Below are 13,561 nucleotides of genomic sequence, written 5' to 3'. Positions count from 1 at the left end.
TGGTGCGGGTGGTGGGGGGGCTCCTGTGGGTCTCGGGGCGGGGGGTGGTGGTGGTGGGGGGGGGGGGGGGGCGCGCCCGGGGGGGGGGGGGGGGGCGGGGGGGGCGGGGCCCCCACGGCCGCGAGGGCGCGCGGGAGCTGCTCGACGTCCCGGTCGTCGACATCACCGAGGCGGCCGCGCACCTGGCGTGCCTCCTCGGCCGCCGCTACGGCGTGGTGACCACATTGGACCGGACGTGCGGGCTGATCGAGGACAGCCTGCACGCCGCCGGCGTCGCGCAGAACTGCGTCACGGTCACCGGTGCCGGGCTCGGGGTGCTGGAGCTGACCGACGAACGCCGGACCGAGTCGGCGTTGCTCACCGCCGGCCGCCGGGCGCGGGACGCGGGCGCGGAGGTGCTGGTGCTCGGGTGCGCCGGGATGACCGGGCTGGACCGGAAGATCGCGACGATGCTGGACATTCCCGTCATCGACGGCGTCGCGGCCGCGGTCCGGCTCGCGGAATCCCTGGTGGCGCTGGGGTTGAAGACGAGCCGCGCGGGTTCGTACGCGCGGCCGCTGGACAAGCGCCGAACCTGGCCGCATTGACACCCGCCTTCCGAGGACGTCAGAATCCCTGCAGCCGTACCGCCGCCCGGTGACGACGTGGGGATTTCGACGTCCCCCGAAAGGCGGTCGACGTGCGAAGAGTTCTCGGCGCGCTGGCGGTTTCCGCGAGCCTGCTCCTGGTCCCGGTGAGCGGGACGGCGGTGGCCGCGTCCCCACCGCACACGATCGTCACCGACGGTGCCAAGCTCGCCGGGATCAAGCAGGCGATCCGCAGCGGTCACGCCACCAAGGCCCAGCGGGACGCGCTGAAAGTGGTGCTGGCCAAGGCGAACACCGCGTTGACCGACGGCCCGTGGTCGGTCACGCAGAAGCCGTCCGCGCCGCCCAGCGGCGACAAGCACGATTACCTGAGCCAGGCACCGTACTGGTGGGCCAGCCAGCCGAAGACGCCGGAGAACCCGCAGGGCTGCCCGTACGTCAGCAAGGACGGCCAGCGCAACCCGGAGGCCGACGCGATCACCGACCACACCTACCGGATGTGGGCGTGGGACGCGATGTACTACCTCTCGCTGGCGTGGTACTACACCGGCGGCGCGAAGTACGCGAAGCGGGCGGCGCTGGACATCCGGACCTGGTTCCTCGACCCGGCCACCCGGATGAACCCGAACATGACGTACTCGCAGCGCATCCCCTGCCGCGATACCGTCAGCGGCACCGGGATCATCGACTCGACGCAGTCGTTCAGCCAGCTGATGGACGCGTTCGCGCTGCTCGACGGCGGCGCGCCGGGCTGGACCGGCCAGGACCGGTCCGGGATCAGGGCGTGGCTGGGCCAGTACCTGACCTGGATGCAGACGAGCCCGCAGGCGAAGCTGGAACTGGCCGCCACCAACAACCACGGCACGTTCCTCGACATGCAGAACGCGGCGATCTCGGCGTACCTGGGCCAGCGCGCCGAAGCCAGGCAGATCGTGCTGGACACCGAGCAGAAGCGGTTCCCGGTGCAGTTCGCCGCCGACGGCAGCCAGCCGCTCGAGCTCTCGCGCACGATGTCGTGGCACTACGTCAACTTCAACCTCACCGCGTGGGGCCGCCTGGCGGAGGTCGGCAAGAACCTCGGCGTGAACGTGTGGAAGTACCGGGCGCCCAACGGCGTGACGTTGCGGAAGGTGGTCGACCAGCTGATCCCGGGCGCGCTGCAGGGCGCCGCGGCCTGGCCGCACCAGCAGATCGGCGTGTTCGACCAGTCGATCGCGGCGGACATCTTCCACGCGGCAGCCGAAGAAGCCCACGACACGGACGCGGCCGCGGCGCTCAAGCAGATGCCGTTGCCCACGGGCGGCGACAGCTGGCCGGTGCGCGTGTCCTGCTTCCCGCTCGACCCGCCCCTCAAGTAAGCGGCAGGCCTCAGTTGCCGGCCGGTGCGGTGACGCCCGGGGCGGGGGCCTGGGCGTTGCCGGCGATGCCGTAGCGCCCGGCGCCCCCGTCGAGCTGTTCCTTCAGCGCCAGGATCGCGCTGACCCGGCCCGCCGACGTGTCCGCGTTGTCCACAGTGGACAGGATCGACGTCGCCGAGGTGTCCGCGCGGACCACGCCCAAGGCGCCGGTGCCGTCGGCCGAGCCGGCGTCACCGGCGAGCACCGCCCCGGCGCCGCTGCGGTCGAGCTGGGTGGCGAACCGGGCGATCGTCGCCGCGCGGTCGCCCGCGCCGTCGCCGGTCGCCTGCGCGCCGGTGAGCACGAGCGCCAGCTGCGCCGGCTTGACGTCCGGCCCCGCCTTGACGAACCCGCCGTCGGTGAGCCCGCCGAGCGCGGCCGCCAGTTCCTCCGGCGAGGACTGCGGTTTCGCGGTGGTCTTGTCCAGCAGCAGCACCGAACCGAGCAGCGCACCGGCGAGCGTGCCGGAGTCCCCCGCGGTCGGGAACTTCGAGCCCGCCGGCTGCAGCCGCGTGACGACGTCGCGGAGCTGGTCGGCCTTCTCGGGGTTCGCGAACGCGGACGTCAGCTGCACCTCGCCGGTCACCGAGGCCCCGGCCTGGCCGATCAGCTGCTTGAGCACGTCCCGGTCGGCCGGGCGCGCGTCTTCGGTGGTCACGAGCACGACCGACCGCTTGTCGAGCACGCCGGCGACCACCTTCGGGCCCATCGAGCCGGCGAACGCGTCCGCGTCGGCCAGCCGGGCGGTGAGCGCGTTGCGCTGCGCCTCGAGGTCGGCGACCTGCGTGCCGAGGTCCTTCTTCTCCCCCGCGAGCCCCGACAGCAGCGTGCCGTTGAGCGCCGTCGAGCCGAGCACGACGCCGACGGCCAGCGCGAGGAAGCAGGCGGCGATGGAAACGACGTGGTAGCGCAGCGAAATCACGTGAACAATCCCTTGGCCCAGGCGAAGAAGGTATTCCAGGTGTGCTTGAGCCAGTCGAGGTAGACCGAGCCCACGTCGGACACCAGCAGGGCCGCGGCGACCACCACGACCGCGGCGAGCACGAGCAGGACGACCGCGCCGATCGACACCCGGTTGCGGTGCAGCGTCGCCACCGCCTTGCCGTCGACGAGCTTCGTGCCGAGCTTCAGCCGGGTCAGGAACGTCGACGGGTTCGAGCCGGACCGGCCGTGGTCGAGGAACTCGCGCAGGGTGGCCTGGAAGCCGACGGTCACGACCAGGCTGGCGCCGTGCGCGTCGGCCAGCAGCAGCGCGAGGTCTTCGGCGTTGCCCGACGCCGGGAACGTCACCGCGCCGATGCCGAGGTCCTGGATCCGCTCGACGCCCGGGGCGTGCCCGTCCGGCTGGGCGGGCACCACGACCTCGCCGCCGCCGCGCAGCGTCGCGGTGCCGATGCCGGTGGGGTCGCCGACGACGACGTCCGGCTGGTAGCCCTGCACGCGCAGGGTGTCCGCGCCGGCGTCGACCCCGATGAGCACGGGACGGTGCTCGGCGACGTACTTCTTGAGCTTCTTGAGGTCTTCGGCGTGCCCGTTGCCGCCCGCGACGACCAGCACGTGCCGGTCGCGGATCGCCACCTTCAGCTCCGGCACGCCGACGCCGTCGAGGATCAGCGTGCGCTCGCGGCGCAGGAATTCGATGGTGTTCGCCGAGAACGCCTCCAGCTGCGTCGACATCCCGGCCTTGGCCTCGATCATCTGGTCGGCGACGCTCTCGGCGGTCTGCTCGATGCCGGAGGCGATCTGCCGCTCGCCGACGTACACGACGCCGTCGTGCAGCCGCAGCTTCGTGCCGTCCTTGATCGAGCGCAGCAGCTCGCCGCCGACCGAGTCGACGAGCGGGATGCCGGCCGCGACCAGGATCTCCGGGCCCATGTTGGGGAACCGGCCGGAGATCGACGGCGACGCGTTGACCACGCCCGCGACCTCGGCGTCGACGAGGGCGTCGGCCGTCGCGCGGTCGAGGTCCAGCTGGTCGAGCACGACGATGTCACCGGGGCCGATCCGGCGCAGCAGCTCCCGGGTGCGGCGGTCGACCCGGGCCACCCCGGTGATCCCCGGAAGCGGTTCGTGGTTCCGCGTGAGCAACCCGGTGAGCTTCATGTGGCCGATGGTGACAAATTTGCTCGTGGGACGTTGTACGCCACGCCGTAGCCACCGTGACTCGTTGTGGTGAGCCCGGTCGCCCTCCCCCGCGCGGGTCAGGCCTCGGACTCCTCCGACAGCGAGCCGAAATCGAGGTTGAGCCACGGGCTCGCCGGGTCCTGAAGGAGCTGGTGGTGGACCCGCACGGCCGCCGGGTACCACTCGCCGAACTCGTCCTCGCCGGCGTGCAGCACCCGGCCCATGACGTACCCCGCCGACAGGTCGGCCCATGACTGGTGGTAGCGGCGGGCGAGCGAACCGGCTTCGAGCACCATCAGCTCGGCGGTCAGCGCGTCGCAGTAGCCGGCCGCCAGCCCGGCGCGGGCGATGGTGACCGCGCGGCCGACGTCCCAGGACAACGCCGTCGTGACGCACCCGTCCGCGTCGACCAGGCCGTCGGCCCGCAGCCGGCGCTCGTACCGGGACACCCGGCGGACGGTGTCCCGCAGCTCGTCGGCCTGGTCGGCGGCGTCGTGCTCCGCGCACCACCGGTCCACCAGCTGCGCCCAGGTCAGCGGGTCGAACTCGGCGCCGGGCAGCCCGTACTCGGCGGCGAACCGCAGCCGCAGCATCAGGACCAGGTTGCCGGGGGTCAGCGCGTAGCCGTCGCCGATCAGGCCGGTCATGGTGGCGCGCCAGCCCGGCGGGTCGGGCACCCCCCACCAGTCCCGCAGGCCCCGCACCTCGGCCACGTAGTCGTGGTAGCGCGCGTCGAGGATGTTCCACGGCGCCGCTTCGAGTACCGCGAGGTGCGCGCCGCAGGCGAGCGCGTGCGCGATGGGCCCTTCGAGGTGCCCGTACGGCGCGGTGATCAGCCGCTCGACCTGCTCCTCCAGCGGCGTGACGTCGTCGAGGTGCGCGTCCAGCCACGGCTGCAGCGTCGCGCCGGGCAGGCGCCACTCGCCGCGGGTGCCGCGGTTGAACACGACCCGCTCGTGCCGCCCGACGCCGTCGACCGCCCAGTCGAGCGAGCCGCTCATCGCCACGACGTCCGGCCCGAGGTCGGGCAGCGCGCCGCGGGTGAAGACCTGCAGGAACTCGTCGCCGCCGGTCTCGAAGTAGACGTTGGGGAAGGTCTCCGCCCGCTCGTCGAGGATGCTGCGGGCGTCCACCCGCCGGATCGGCACGAACAGTTCCTCGCCGGCGAGCAGGCCGAGGTACCGGTCGAGGTCGCCGTCCCGCCGCGCGGCGGCGAGCTGGGCTTCGACGTCGGCGGGCGGCGGCAGGATCACGGGGCGGCTCCCTCCGCTCGGCCGGTCAGCACGACGAGCTTGCCCGCCGTCCGGTTGTGCTCCAGGTCGTCGTGCGCCTGCCGGATCTCGTCCATCGCGTACACCTTGGCCGGGCCGAGGCCGGCGGTGCCGTCGGCGATCCGGTCGAGGTGGCGCTGAAGCACGGAGGCGGGCAGGTCGTCCGCCTCACCACCATAAGCGGTCAACCGGACCCCAGCGGGAAGGTAGCCGATCGGATAGAAGTTCGAGATCGTCCATTCGTTGGACAACATGCCGGCGAAGCAGACGGTGCCGTGCACGCGGGTGGCGTTCAGGGTGTCCGGCAGGGTCGGGGTGCCGACGAGTTCGAGGGCGGCGTCGACGCCGTCGGGCGCGATCTTGCGGACGTGCCCGGCGATGTCGCCGTCGTCCAGCAGGGGGTGGTCGACGCCGTGGGCGCGCAGGATTTCGATTCGTTCCGGCTGCCGGGTGGTCGCGAAGACGGTGGCGCCCAGGTCTTTCGCGAGGGTCGCCGTGGCGAACCCGAGCGCGGACGTCCCGCCGCGGATCAGCAGCGTCTGGCCTTCCTTCAGGTCGAGGCCGGTGGTGAGCGAGCCGTACGCGGTCTGCAGCGTCTCGGGGACCTGGCCGAGCACCTCCCACGGCAGGCCGGAGCGGAACGGGATGACCTGGCGCTCCGGGACCAGCGTGTATTCGGCGTACCCGCCGTCGAAGGTGCGGCCCATCCCGCCCATCATCGTGGCGACCTGCTGCCCGGGCTCGAACCCGCCGCCGGCGTCGACGATCCCGACGGCCTCGATCCCCGGCACGCGCGGGAAGGTGACGCCTTCGGCCAGGCCGAGCCGGGTGTGCAGCTCCGAACGGTTGATGCCGAACGCCTGCACGGCGATCCGGACCCAGCCGGGCTTCACCTCCGGCAACGGGAGCTCCCGGAGCTCGAGGTTCTCGACCGGACCGGGTTCTCGCAGCACCACCGCGCGCATCGGGTTCCTTTCGCCACCTGCAGTCGTCACGACAACTGCGGGGAGGCGGGAAGTATTTCCCCGGGCGGCTACTTCTTCTTCGCCGCGCGCTTCTTCTTCGGCTCGAACTCCGTCTTGTCCTTCTCGGCCGTCGCGAGCAGCTCCTCCGCGTGCGCCCGCCCGGTCTCGTTGTCCATGCCCGCGAGCATCCGGGCCAGCTCGCTCACCCGCTCGGTCTGGCTCAGGTTCTTCACGCCGCTGCGCGTGACGCCGCCGCTGTGGCCCTTGTCCACCACCAGGTGCTGGTCCGCGAACGCCGCGACCTGCGGCAGGTGCGTCACCACCAGGACCTGGTGGGTGCGCGCCAGCCGGGCCAGCCGACGGCCGATCTCGACCGCCGCGCGGCCGCCGACCCCCGCGTCGACCTCGTCGAACACCAGCGTCTGGACCGTGTCCGCGTGGGCCAGGACCACCTCGATCGCCAGCATCACCCGTGACAGCTCACCGCCCGACGCGGCCTTGTGCACCGGCAGCGGCGGCGCGCCGTCGTGGGCGCGCAGGAGCAGCTCGACGTCGTCGACGCCGTCCGGGCCCGCGTGCACCGCGCGGCCGTCGATGGTCAGCGCGTGCGTGTCGCCGTGCTCGGCGGGGCGCTGCTCGACCGTCACTTCGATCGCCGCCTGGCCCATCGCCAGCCCGGACAGCTCGCGGGTGATCTCCGCGGCCAGTTCGGCCGCTGCCTTCTCCCGCGCCGCCGAGACCTCGGCCGCGTGCGCCGAGAGCTGGATCGCCAGCTGGTCGCGCCGCGTCGCGAGCTCGGCCAGCGCTTCCTCCGACGTGTCCATGGTTTCCAGCCGGCGCCGGGCGTCGTCGGCCCAGGCCAGCACGCCGTCGACGTCCGCGGCGTACTTGCGGGTCAGCCGCTTGAGGTCGGCCTGGCGGGCCAGCACCTTCTCCAGCAGCGCCGGGTCGGCGTCCAGCGTCTCGACGTAGTTGCCCAGCTCGGCCCCGACGTCGGACAACAACACCGACGCTTCTTCCAGTCGCGGCGCGAGCTCGCGCAGCACGTTGTCCTCGGATGTCGCAAGCCGCCGCAGCGCCTCCCCGACCAGGCCCAGCGCACCCGGCGCGTCCGGGTCGCCGTCCGGCGAGCCCGACACGGCGATGTGCGCCTCGGTCGCGGCCGCGCGCAGCTCGTCGACCGCCGCGAGCCGCTTGATCTGCGCGGTGAGCTCGTCGTCCTCGCCCGGCTCCGGCGCGACGGCGTCGATCTCGGTCAGCCCGTGCTTGAGCAGGTCGGCCTGCTGGGCCATCTCCCGCGAGCGCGTCGACCGCTCGGTCAGCTCGGCGATCACCGCCAGCCACTCCGACCGGACCTCCCGGTAGGCCTGCAGCGGCTTCGCCACCGCGTCACCGGCGAACCGGTCGATGACCGCGCGCTGCTCGGCCGGGCGCAGCAGCCGCAGCTGGTCGTTCTGCCCGTGCACCGCGATCAGCTGCTCGGACAGCTCCGCGAGCACGCCGACGGGCACGGACCGGCCGCCGAGGTGGGCGCGGGACCGCCCGTCGACGGCGACCGCGCGCAGCGCGATCACGCTGCCGTCCTCGTCCACGTCCGCGCCCGAATCGGCGACGATCCGCTCGGCGCCTTCGACGCCCGAGTAGGTGAACCGTCCTTCGACGAACGCCTTGAGCATCCCCGTCCGGACCTTCGACACCTCGGCGCGGCCCCCGGACAGCAGGTGCAGCCCGGTGACGACCATGGTCTTGCCCGCACCCGTTTCACCGGTCACGACGGTGAAGCCCGCGTGCAGTTCCAGCAGGGCGTCCTCGATGACTCCGAGGCCCTGGATGCGCATCTCGGCCAGCACGCCGCCTACGGTAGCGGCCCCCACCGACACTCTGCGCGCGCGGGCACCCGGCGCGTCGCCGATATGTTCGAATAAATCGTTAAGCGGTGATTACTCGCAGGGGCGCGCGTGCCGCTCGCGCCAGCTCTTCACCGGCAGGGAGAACTTCTGGACCAGGCGGTCGGTGAACGGCCCGTCCCACAGGCGGATCAGCCGCACCGGCGTCTTGCCGCAGGTGACGCGCACCCGCGCACCCGGCGGCAGGTCGATCGGCCGGGTCCCGTCGCAGGTCAGCACGGCCGACGAGCCGTCCGGGTCGATGCCGACGGTGATCACCGAGTCGCGGGAGACGACCAGCGGCCGCGCGAACATCGCGTGCGCGTTGCTCGGCACCACCAGCAGGGCCTGGACGTCCGGCCAGATGATCGGGCCGCCCGCCGAGAACGCGTACGCGGTCGAACCGGTCGGTGTGGCGCAGAGCACACCGTCGCAGCCGAAGGCGGACACCGGGCGGCCGTCGACCTCGATCAGCGCGTCCAGGACACGCTCCCGGGTGCTCTTCTCCACGCTGGCCTCGTTGAGCGCCCAGGTGCGGGCGACCTCTTCGCCGTCGTGGGTGACGGTGACGTCGATGGTCATCCGCTCTTCGACCTGGTAGTCGCCGTCGACGACGCGCTGGACGGTGTCGGCGAGCGCGTCCGAGTCGGCTTCGGCGAGGAAGCCGACGCGCCCGAGGTTCACCCCCAGCACCGGCACCCCGGCGGGGCGGGCCAGCTCGGCCGCGCGCAGCAGCGTGCCGTCGCCGCCGAGGACGAAGACCAGCTCGACGCCGTCGGCGGGGTTGTCGTCCGGGCCGACGACGGTGCAGCTCGCGCCGACGCCGTGCTCCTCGGGGTCGATCAGCGCACGGACGTCGTGCTCGGTCACGCGGATCCGGATGCCGGCCTTCGCGAAGCGTGCCGACACCTCGCGCGCGGCTTCGCCCGTCGCTTCGCGATCGGGGTGCACCATCAGGAGTACTTCACGTTCGGTGGTCATGCGGGCCCTTCCTCGACGGCGGTCCGGACGAGCCGCTCGGCCTCAGACCTGTCTACCGCGTCCACAGTGGACTCGGCCACGTGTTCCTTCTTCAGCCACACGAAGTACTCGACGTTCCCGGACGGCCCGGGCAGCGGGCTGGCGGTCACCCCGCGCAGCGCGAGCCCGAGTTTCGCGGCCTCGTCGATGACGGTGAGCACGGACTCGGCGCGCAGCTCGGGGTCGCGGACGACGCCGCCGCTGCCGAGGCGGTCCTTGCCCACCTCGAACTGCGGTTTGACCATCGGCACCAGATCGGCGCCTTCGCGCGCGCACGCGGCGAGCGCGGGCAGCACGAGCTTGAGGGAGATGAAGCTCAGGTCCCCGACGATCAGGTCGACCTGGCCGCCGAGGTCGTCGGGGCTGAGGTTGCGGACGTTGGTGCGATCCATGACCACTACACGTTCGTCGGTCCGGATTCGCCAGTCGAGCAGGCCACGGCCGACGTCGGCGGCGATCACGGTGGCGGCGCCGTTCCTCAGGAGCACGTCGGTGAAGCCGCCGGTGGACGCGCCGGCGTCGAGGCAGCGTTTGCCTTCGACGGTCAGGTCCGTGAACGCTTCCAGGGCGCCGAGCAGCTTGTGGGCGCCCCGCGAAGCCCAGCCGGGGTCGTCTTCGTCCTTGACGACGATGGGCGCGTCGGATTCCACGCCGGTGGCGGGTTTGGTCGCGACCATCCCGCGGACGGTGACCTTGCCGCCGGTGATCAGGGCCGAGGCCTGTTCCCGCGACCGGGCGAGGCCGCGCCGAACCAGTTCCGCGTCGAGGCGGGCCCGCTTGGGCACGCCGATCAGACCTTGTCGATGCTGGACAGGGCGACCGTCAGCTCGGTGTGCACGGCGTCGAAGCGCTCGACGTGCTCCGCGAGGGGCAGCGCGTCCAGGTCGTCCAGCCCGGCGACGGCTTCGTCGATGCCGGCGCGCGGGTCGGTCTGCTGCGAGAACGAACCGGGCGGCGGGCCCGGGACGGGGAAGGGGTGGTCCTGCACAGTCCAAACGGTATCAGTCAAGACAGTTTCGCCTTGGCGCGCTCGCCGAGTTCGGTGACGCCGGTCTTCCAGGCCGTGTGGCACAGCGCGCGGAGCAGGTCCAGCTCGTCGCCGTCGCCCTCCACCGCCAGGGTGTGGTTCTCGACCGTCACCGTCCACCCCGGCCGCGGCCCGATCCTGAGGTCCTCGGCCCGCTCGGTCAGCGCCGTGAGGTCCTTCGCGAGGTAGGTGGCCCGCTCGGCCGGGACGGCCTCGATCAGCTGTTCCGGCGTGGCGACACCGGACAGGACGACCAGGGAGTCGATGCCGGCCGCGACCGCGCCGGCGATGTCGGTGTCGAGCCGGTCGCCGACGACCAGCGGCCGTTCCGCGCCTGCCGACCGCGCCGCGGTCTCGAACAGCAGCGGCTGCGGCTTCCCGGCGACCAGCGGTTCGACGTCGGTGGCGGTGCGCAGCGCGGCGACCATCGAGCCGTTGCCGGGCAGCAAGCCGCGCTCGCTGGGCAGGGTGGCGTCGACGTTGCAGGCCACCCAGAGCGCGCCGGCGCGGATGGCCAGGCAGGCCTCGGCCAGCGCGGCCCAGGTGTTGTCGGGCGAGTGCCCCTGCACGACGGCCTGGACGCTCTCGCCGTTCTCCCGCACCGGCTTGAGCCCCGCCTGCGTCACCTCGGCGGCGAGCGACTCGGTCCCGACGACGAGGACCTCGGCGCCGGGCTCCAGCCGTTCCTTCAGCAGTTGCACGCCGGCCTGGGCGCTGGTGTGCACCTCGTCGGCCCCGGCGGGCATGCCGAGCCCGGTGAGGTGGGCGACGACCTCGTCCGGGGCCTTGGAGGCGTTGTTGGTGACGAACCGGACGGGCGTGCCGTGCTCTCGCGCGGCCCGGACCGTCTCCGGGGCGCCCGGGATGACCCGGGTGCCGTGGTAGACGGTCCCGTCGAGGTCGAAGAGGACCGCGTCGTAGGCCGCGAGGAGGGCGTCACTCATCGGTGGGTGCTTCTTTTTCGTTCGACAGGTCCGCGGCCCGCTCGGCGGCGTCGGTTTCGTCTTCGGCGTCGGCCTCGGCGGCGTTGAGGAACCACCGGATGGCGTCGTCCTTGCGCCCGGCCGCTTCGAGGTTGTCGGCGTAGGCGTAGAAGAGGCGAGCGCTCCACGGGTCGCGCTTCTCGGGCTTGAGGTCGTCGCCTTGGAGTGAGACGACGGCGGCATCGAGCTGCCCGAGGTCCCGCCGCGCCCCGGCCGCGACGATGGCGAGCTCGACCTGCGTGGCCTTGTTCAGCTTCGCGGTGTCGGTCTCCTTCGCGAGGTCGAGGGCCCGCTCGGGGCGCCCGAGAGCGCGTTCGGCGTCGGCGATGATGGCGATGTGCTCGTCGCTGCGCGTCATCCGCCGGACGGCCCGCAGTTCGGAGAGGGCTTCGGACCAGTTGCCGGCGTGGTAGGCGACCAGGCCGAGAGCTTCCCGCACGATGGGGACGCGCGAGGCCTTGGCCTTGGCGTACTTGGCGTGCTCGAGAGCGGCTTCGGGATCGCTGTCGATCAGCCCCCCGGCGGCGACGAGGTGCTTCCCGACGGTCTCGGCGAGGCCCTTGGGCAGGGTCCGCAGCTCCCGGCGGACTTCCTCGTCGAGGTCGGAGAACTCGATGTCTTCGGGAAGCTCGGGCGCTTCGAGGAGTTCCCTGGCGAGGGCCTCGTCATCGAGCGGGCCGCCGACCTTGGGCCGCGGGTCACGCCGGGGCCGGTCACCCTGCGGGCGGCTGTCCCGGTCGTAGCGCTTGCCGGCGCTCTCGCCGCGGTTCTCCCGGCTGTCACGGCTGTCACGGCTGTCGTCGCGGCGCTGGTAGCTGCCCCGCTCGGTACGGGAGTCATCGCGGCGGTCGCGGTCATCGGAACGGAAACCACCCGTCCGGGTTCCACGGTCATCGTCGCGGCGCTGGTAGCCGCCCCGCGAATCGTCCCGGCGGTCGCTGCCGGCGCGACCACGGTCGTCCGAGCGGGCACCACTCGGACGGGCCCCGCGGTCATCGCGCCGCTGGTAGCTGCCACGCGAGTCGTCGCGACGGTCCCGGTCGCCGGAGCGGAAACCACCCGTCCGCGAGCCACGGTCATCGTCGCGGCGGTCGCTGCCACCGCGACCGCGGTCGTCGGAGCGGAAACCACCGGTGCGGGCACCGCGGTCGTCGCGACGGTCGCTGCCACCGCGCCCCCGGTCGTCCGAGCGGAAACCACCCGGACGAGAACCACGGTCATCGCTGCCACCACGGCCACGATCGTCGGAACGGAAACCACCGGAACGGGCACCACGGTCATCGCGACGGTCGTATCCACCGCGCCCCCGGTCATCGGAGCGGAAACCACCCGAACGGGAACCACGGTCATCGCTGCCACCACGGCCACGATCGTCCGAGCGGAAACCACCGGAACGGGCACCACGGTCGTCGCGGCGGTCGCCGCCACGGTCGTCCGAGCGGAAGCCGCCCGAACGGGAACCGCGGTCATCGCTGCCACCGCGCCCCCGGTCGTCGGAGCGGAAACCACCGGTGCGGGCACCACGGTCGTCGCGGCGGTCGCTGCCGCGGTCGTCGGAGCGGAAGCCGCCCGGGCGGCTGCTGCGGTCGTCGTCGCGGCGGTTTTCCCAGCGGGGCTTGCGGTCGCCGTAGGAGGACTTGCCCTGGGGCCGGCCGCCGCGGTCGTCGAACGTGCGGCCCGGCTTGTCGTTGCGGGTTCCGGCGCGGCTGTTGCCCCGGTCCTCGTAGCGGCTGCCCGGACGGCCGGCGCCGCGGTCCTCGTACCGGCCACCGGCGGAACGGCCCGGGCCGTCGGAGTACCGGCCGGCGCCCGTGTCGCGGCTGCCCCGGCGGTCGTCGCGGTCGCCGAAGGCACGGCTCTGACCTGCGTATCCGCCGCGCTGGTCGCGGTCGCGGGGACCGTCGCCGCCGCGGAAGGGCTTGCCTCCGCCGCGGACACCGCGGTCGTCACGGCGCGGGCGCCCCTGGTAACCGCCGTCGCGGCCGCCGCGGTCCTGCCGCGCGCCGCCCTGGCTCTTCCGGGGTCCGTCCGACCGGCCCCGGGAGCCTTCGTCCCGGCGTGCCGACCGGCCGGACCCATCATCGCTTGAGTCTCGTCGACCGAACTCGGACACCTGGCCTCCTGCCATGGAAAAAATCTTGTTCTGGACATACGCGTACGGCCCGCTAGGGCAGCCAACTGGCTATCCTAACGGGCCGTACGGAAGGTAAGTTCGGCGGTGTCCTACTCTCCCACAACCCTTCGGTTGCAGTACCATCGGCGCTGTCAGGCTTAGCTTCCGGGTTCGGAATGGGACCGGGC

The 13,561-nt window shown here is 72.7% G+C and carries 12 protein-coding genes, 1 rRNA gene and 1 pseudogene; 3 read left to right on the top strand and 11 right to left on the bottom strand.

Annotated elements, in window-relative coordinates; all coding sequences use genetic code 11:
- Positions 1–113 precede the first annotated feature (113 nt).
- Together AB0J55_RS45380 and AB0J55_RS45375 are read left to right on the top strand one after the other, a co-directional pair.
- Positions 114–587, top strand: a pseudogene (locus AB0J55_RS45380) (aspartate/glutamate racemase family protein); the annotation flags it as partial.
- Positions 588–679: 92 nt separating this feature from the next.
- The gene (locus tag AB0J55_RS45375; RefSeq protein ID WP_364264341.1) at positions 680–1,945 is read left to right on the top strand and encodes an alginate lyase family protein; all 1,266 of its coding nucleotides are present in this window, start codon (positions 680–682) and stop codon (positions 1,943–1,945) included.
- A gap of 10 nt (positions 1,946–1,955) precedes the next feature.
- On the opposite strand, the gene AB0J55_RS45370 is transcribed toward AB0J55_RS45375, so the two are convergent.
- From AB0J55_RS45370 to AB0J55_RS45325, 10 genes are all read right to left on the bottom strand, one after another.
- Positions 1,956–2,906, bottom strand: a complete 951-nt coding sequence (locus AB0J55_RS45370) for a copper transporter (protein WP_364264338.1) — start codon at positions 2,904–2,906, stop codon at positions 1,956–1,958.
- Entirely contained in the window at positions 2,903–4,087 is a 1,185-nt protein-coding gene (gene steA, locus AB0J55_RS45365) for a putative cytokinetic ring protein SteA (RefSeq protein WP_364264335.1), read from the bottom strand. Before steA ends, AB0J55_RS45370 begins: the two co-directional genes overlap by 4 nt.
- A gap of 98 nt (positions 4,088–4,185) precedes the next feature.
- Complete coding sequence (locus AB0J55_RS45360) at positions 4,186–5,361, bottom strand: DUF1266 domain-containing protein (protein ID WP_364264332.1); 1,176 nt, start codon at positions 5,359–5,361, stop codon at positions 4,186–4,188.
- A complete protein-coding gene (locus AB0J55_RS45355) occupies positions 5,358–6,344 on the bottom strand; it encodes a zinc-binding alcohol dehydrogenase family protein (RefSeq protein WP_364264329.1) in 987 nt (328 codons plus the stop codon). Before AB0J55_RS45355 ends, AB0J55_RS45360 begins: the two co-directional genes overlap by 4 nt.
- Positions 6,345–6,412: 68 nt before the next feature.
- Positions 6,413–8,194, bottom strand: a complete 1,782-nt coding sequence (gene recN / locus AB0J55_RS45350; RefSeq protein WP_364264326.1) for a DNA repair protein RecN — start codon at positions 8,192–8,194, stop codon at positions 6,413–6,415.
- Between the two features lie 90 nt (positions 8,195–8,284).
- A complete protein-coding gene (locus tag AB0J55_RS45345; protein WP_364264323.1) occupies positions 8,285–9,211 on the bottom strand; it encodes an NAD kinase in 927 nt (308 codons plus the stop codon).
- Positions 9,208–10,035 carry a TlyA family RNA methyltransferase gene (locus AB0J55_RS45340; RefSeq protein WP_364264320.1) on the bottom strand — a complete coding sequence of 276 codons (828 nt, stop codon included), beginning with the start codon at positions 10,033–10,035 and terminating at the stop codon, positions 9,208–9,210. The genes AB0J55_RS45345 and AB0J55_RS45340 overlap by 4 nt, the downstream gene beginning before the upstream one ends.
- 5 nt (positions 10,036–10,040) lie before the next feature.
- Complete coding sequence (locus tag AB0J55_RS45335; RefSeq protein ID WP_003079777.1) at positions 10,041–10,238, bottom strand: hypothetical protein; 198 nt, start codon at positions 10,236–10,238, stop codon at positions 10,041–10,043.
- Between the two features lie 17 nt (positions 10,239–10,255).
- Positions 10,256–11,221, bottom strand: coding sequence for an HAD-IIA family hydrolase (locus AB0J55_RS45330; protein WP_364264316.1), 966 nt, complete (start codon positions 11,219–11,221; stop codon positions 10,256–10,258).
- On the bottom strand, positions 11,214–11,699 hold the full coding sequence (locus tag AB0J55_RS45325) for a hypothetical protein (RefSeq protein WP_364264313.1): 486 nt from the start codon (positions 11,697–11,699) through the stop codon (positions 11,214–11,216). The genes AB0J55_RS45330 and AB0J55_RS45325 overlap by 8 nt, the downstream gene beginning before the upstream one ends.
- On the opposite strand from AB0J55_RS45325, the gene AB0J55_RS45320 reads away from it, so the two are divergent.
- On the top strand, positions 11,667–13,349 hold the full coding sequence (locus AB0J55_RS45320; protein WP_364264310.1) for a hypothetical protein: 1,683 nt from the start codon (positions 11,667–11,669) through the stop codon (positions 13,347–13,349). The genes AB0J55_RS45325 and AB0J55_RS45320 overlap by 33 nt on opposite strands.
- A gap of 121 nt (positions 13,350–13,470) precedes the next feature.
- On the opposite strand, the gene rrf is transcribed toward AB0J55_RS45320, so the two are convergent.
- Positions 13,471–13,561: ribosomal RNA gene (gene rrf, locus AB0J55_RS45315) — 5S ribosomal RNA — on the bottom strand; the annotation flags it as partial.

The organism is Amycolatopsis sp. NPDC049688 (assembly GCF_040674975.1).
Taxonomy (GTDB): domain Bacteria; phylum Actinomycetota; class Actinomycetes; order Mycobacteriales; family Pseudonocardiaceae; genus Amycolatopsis.
The sequence above is the reverse complement of the archived record's forward strand: the minus strand, read 5'-3'. Positions and strand labels throughout refer to the sequence as shown.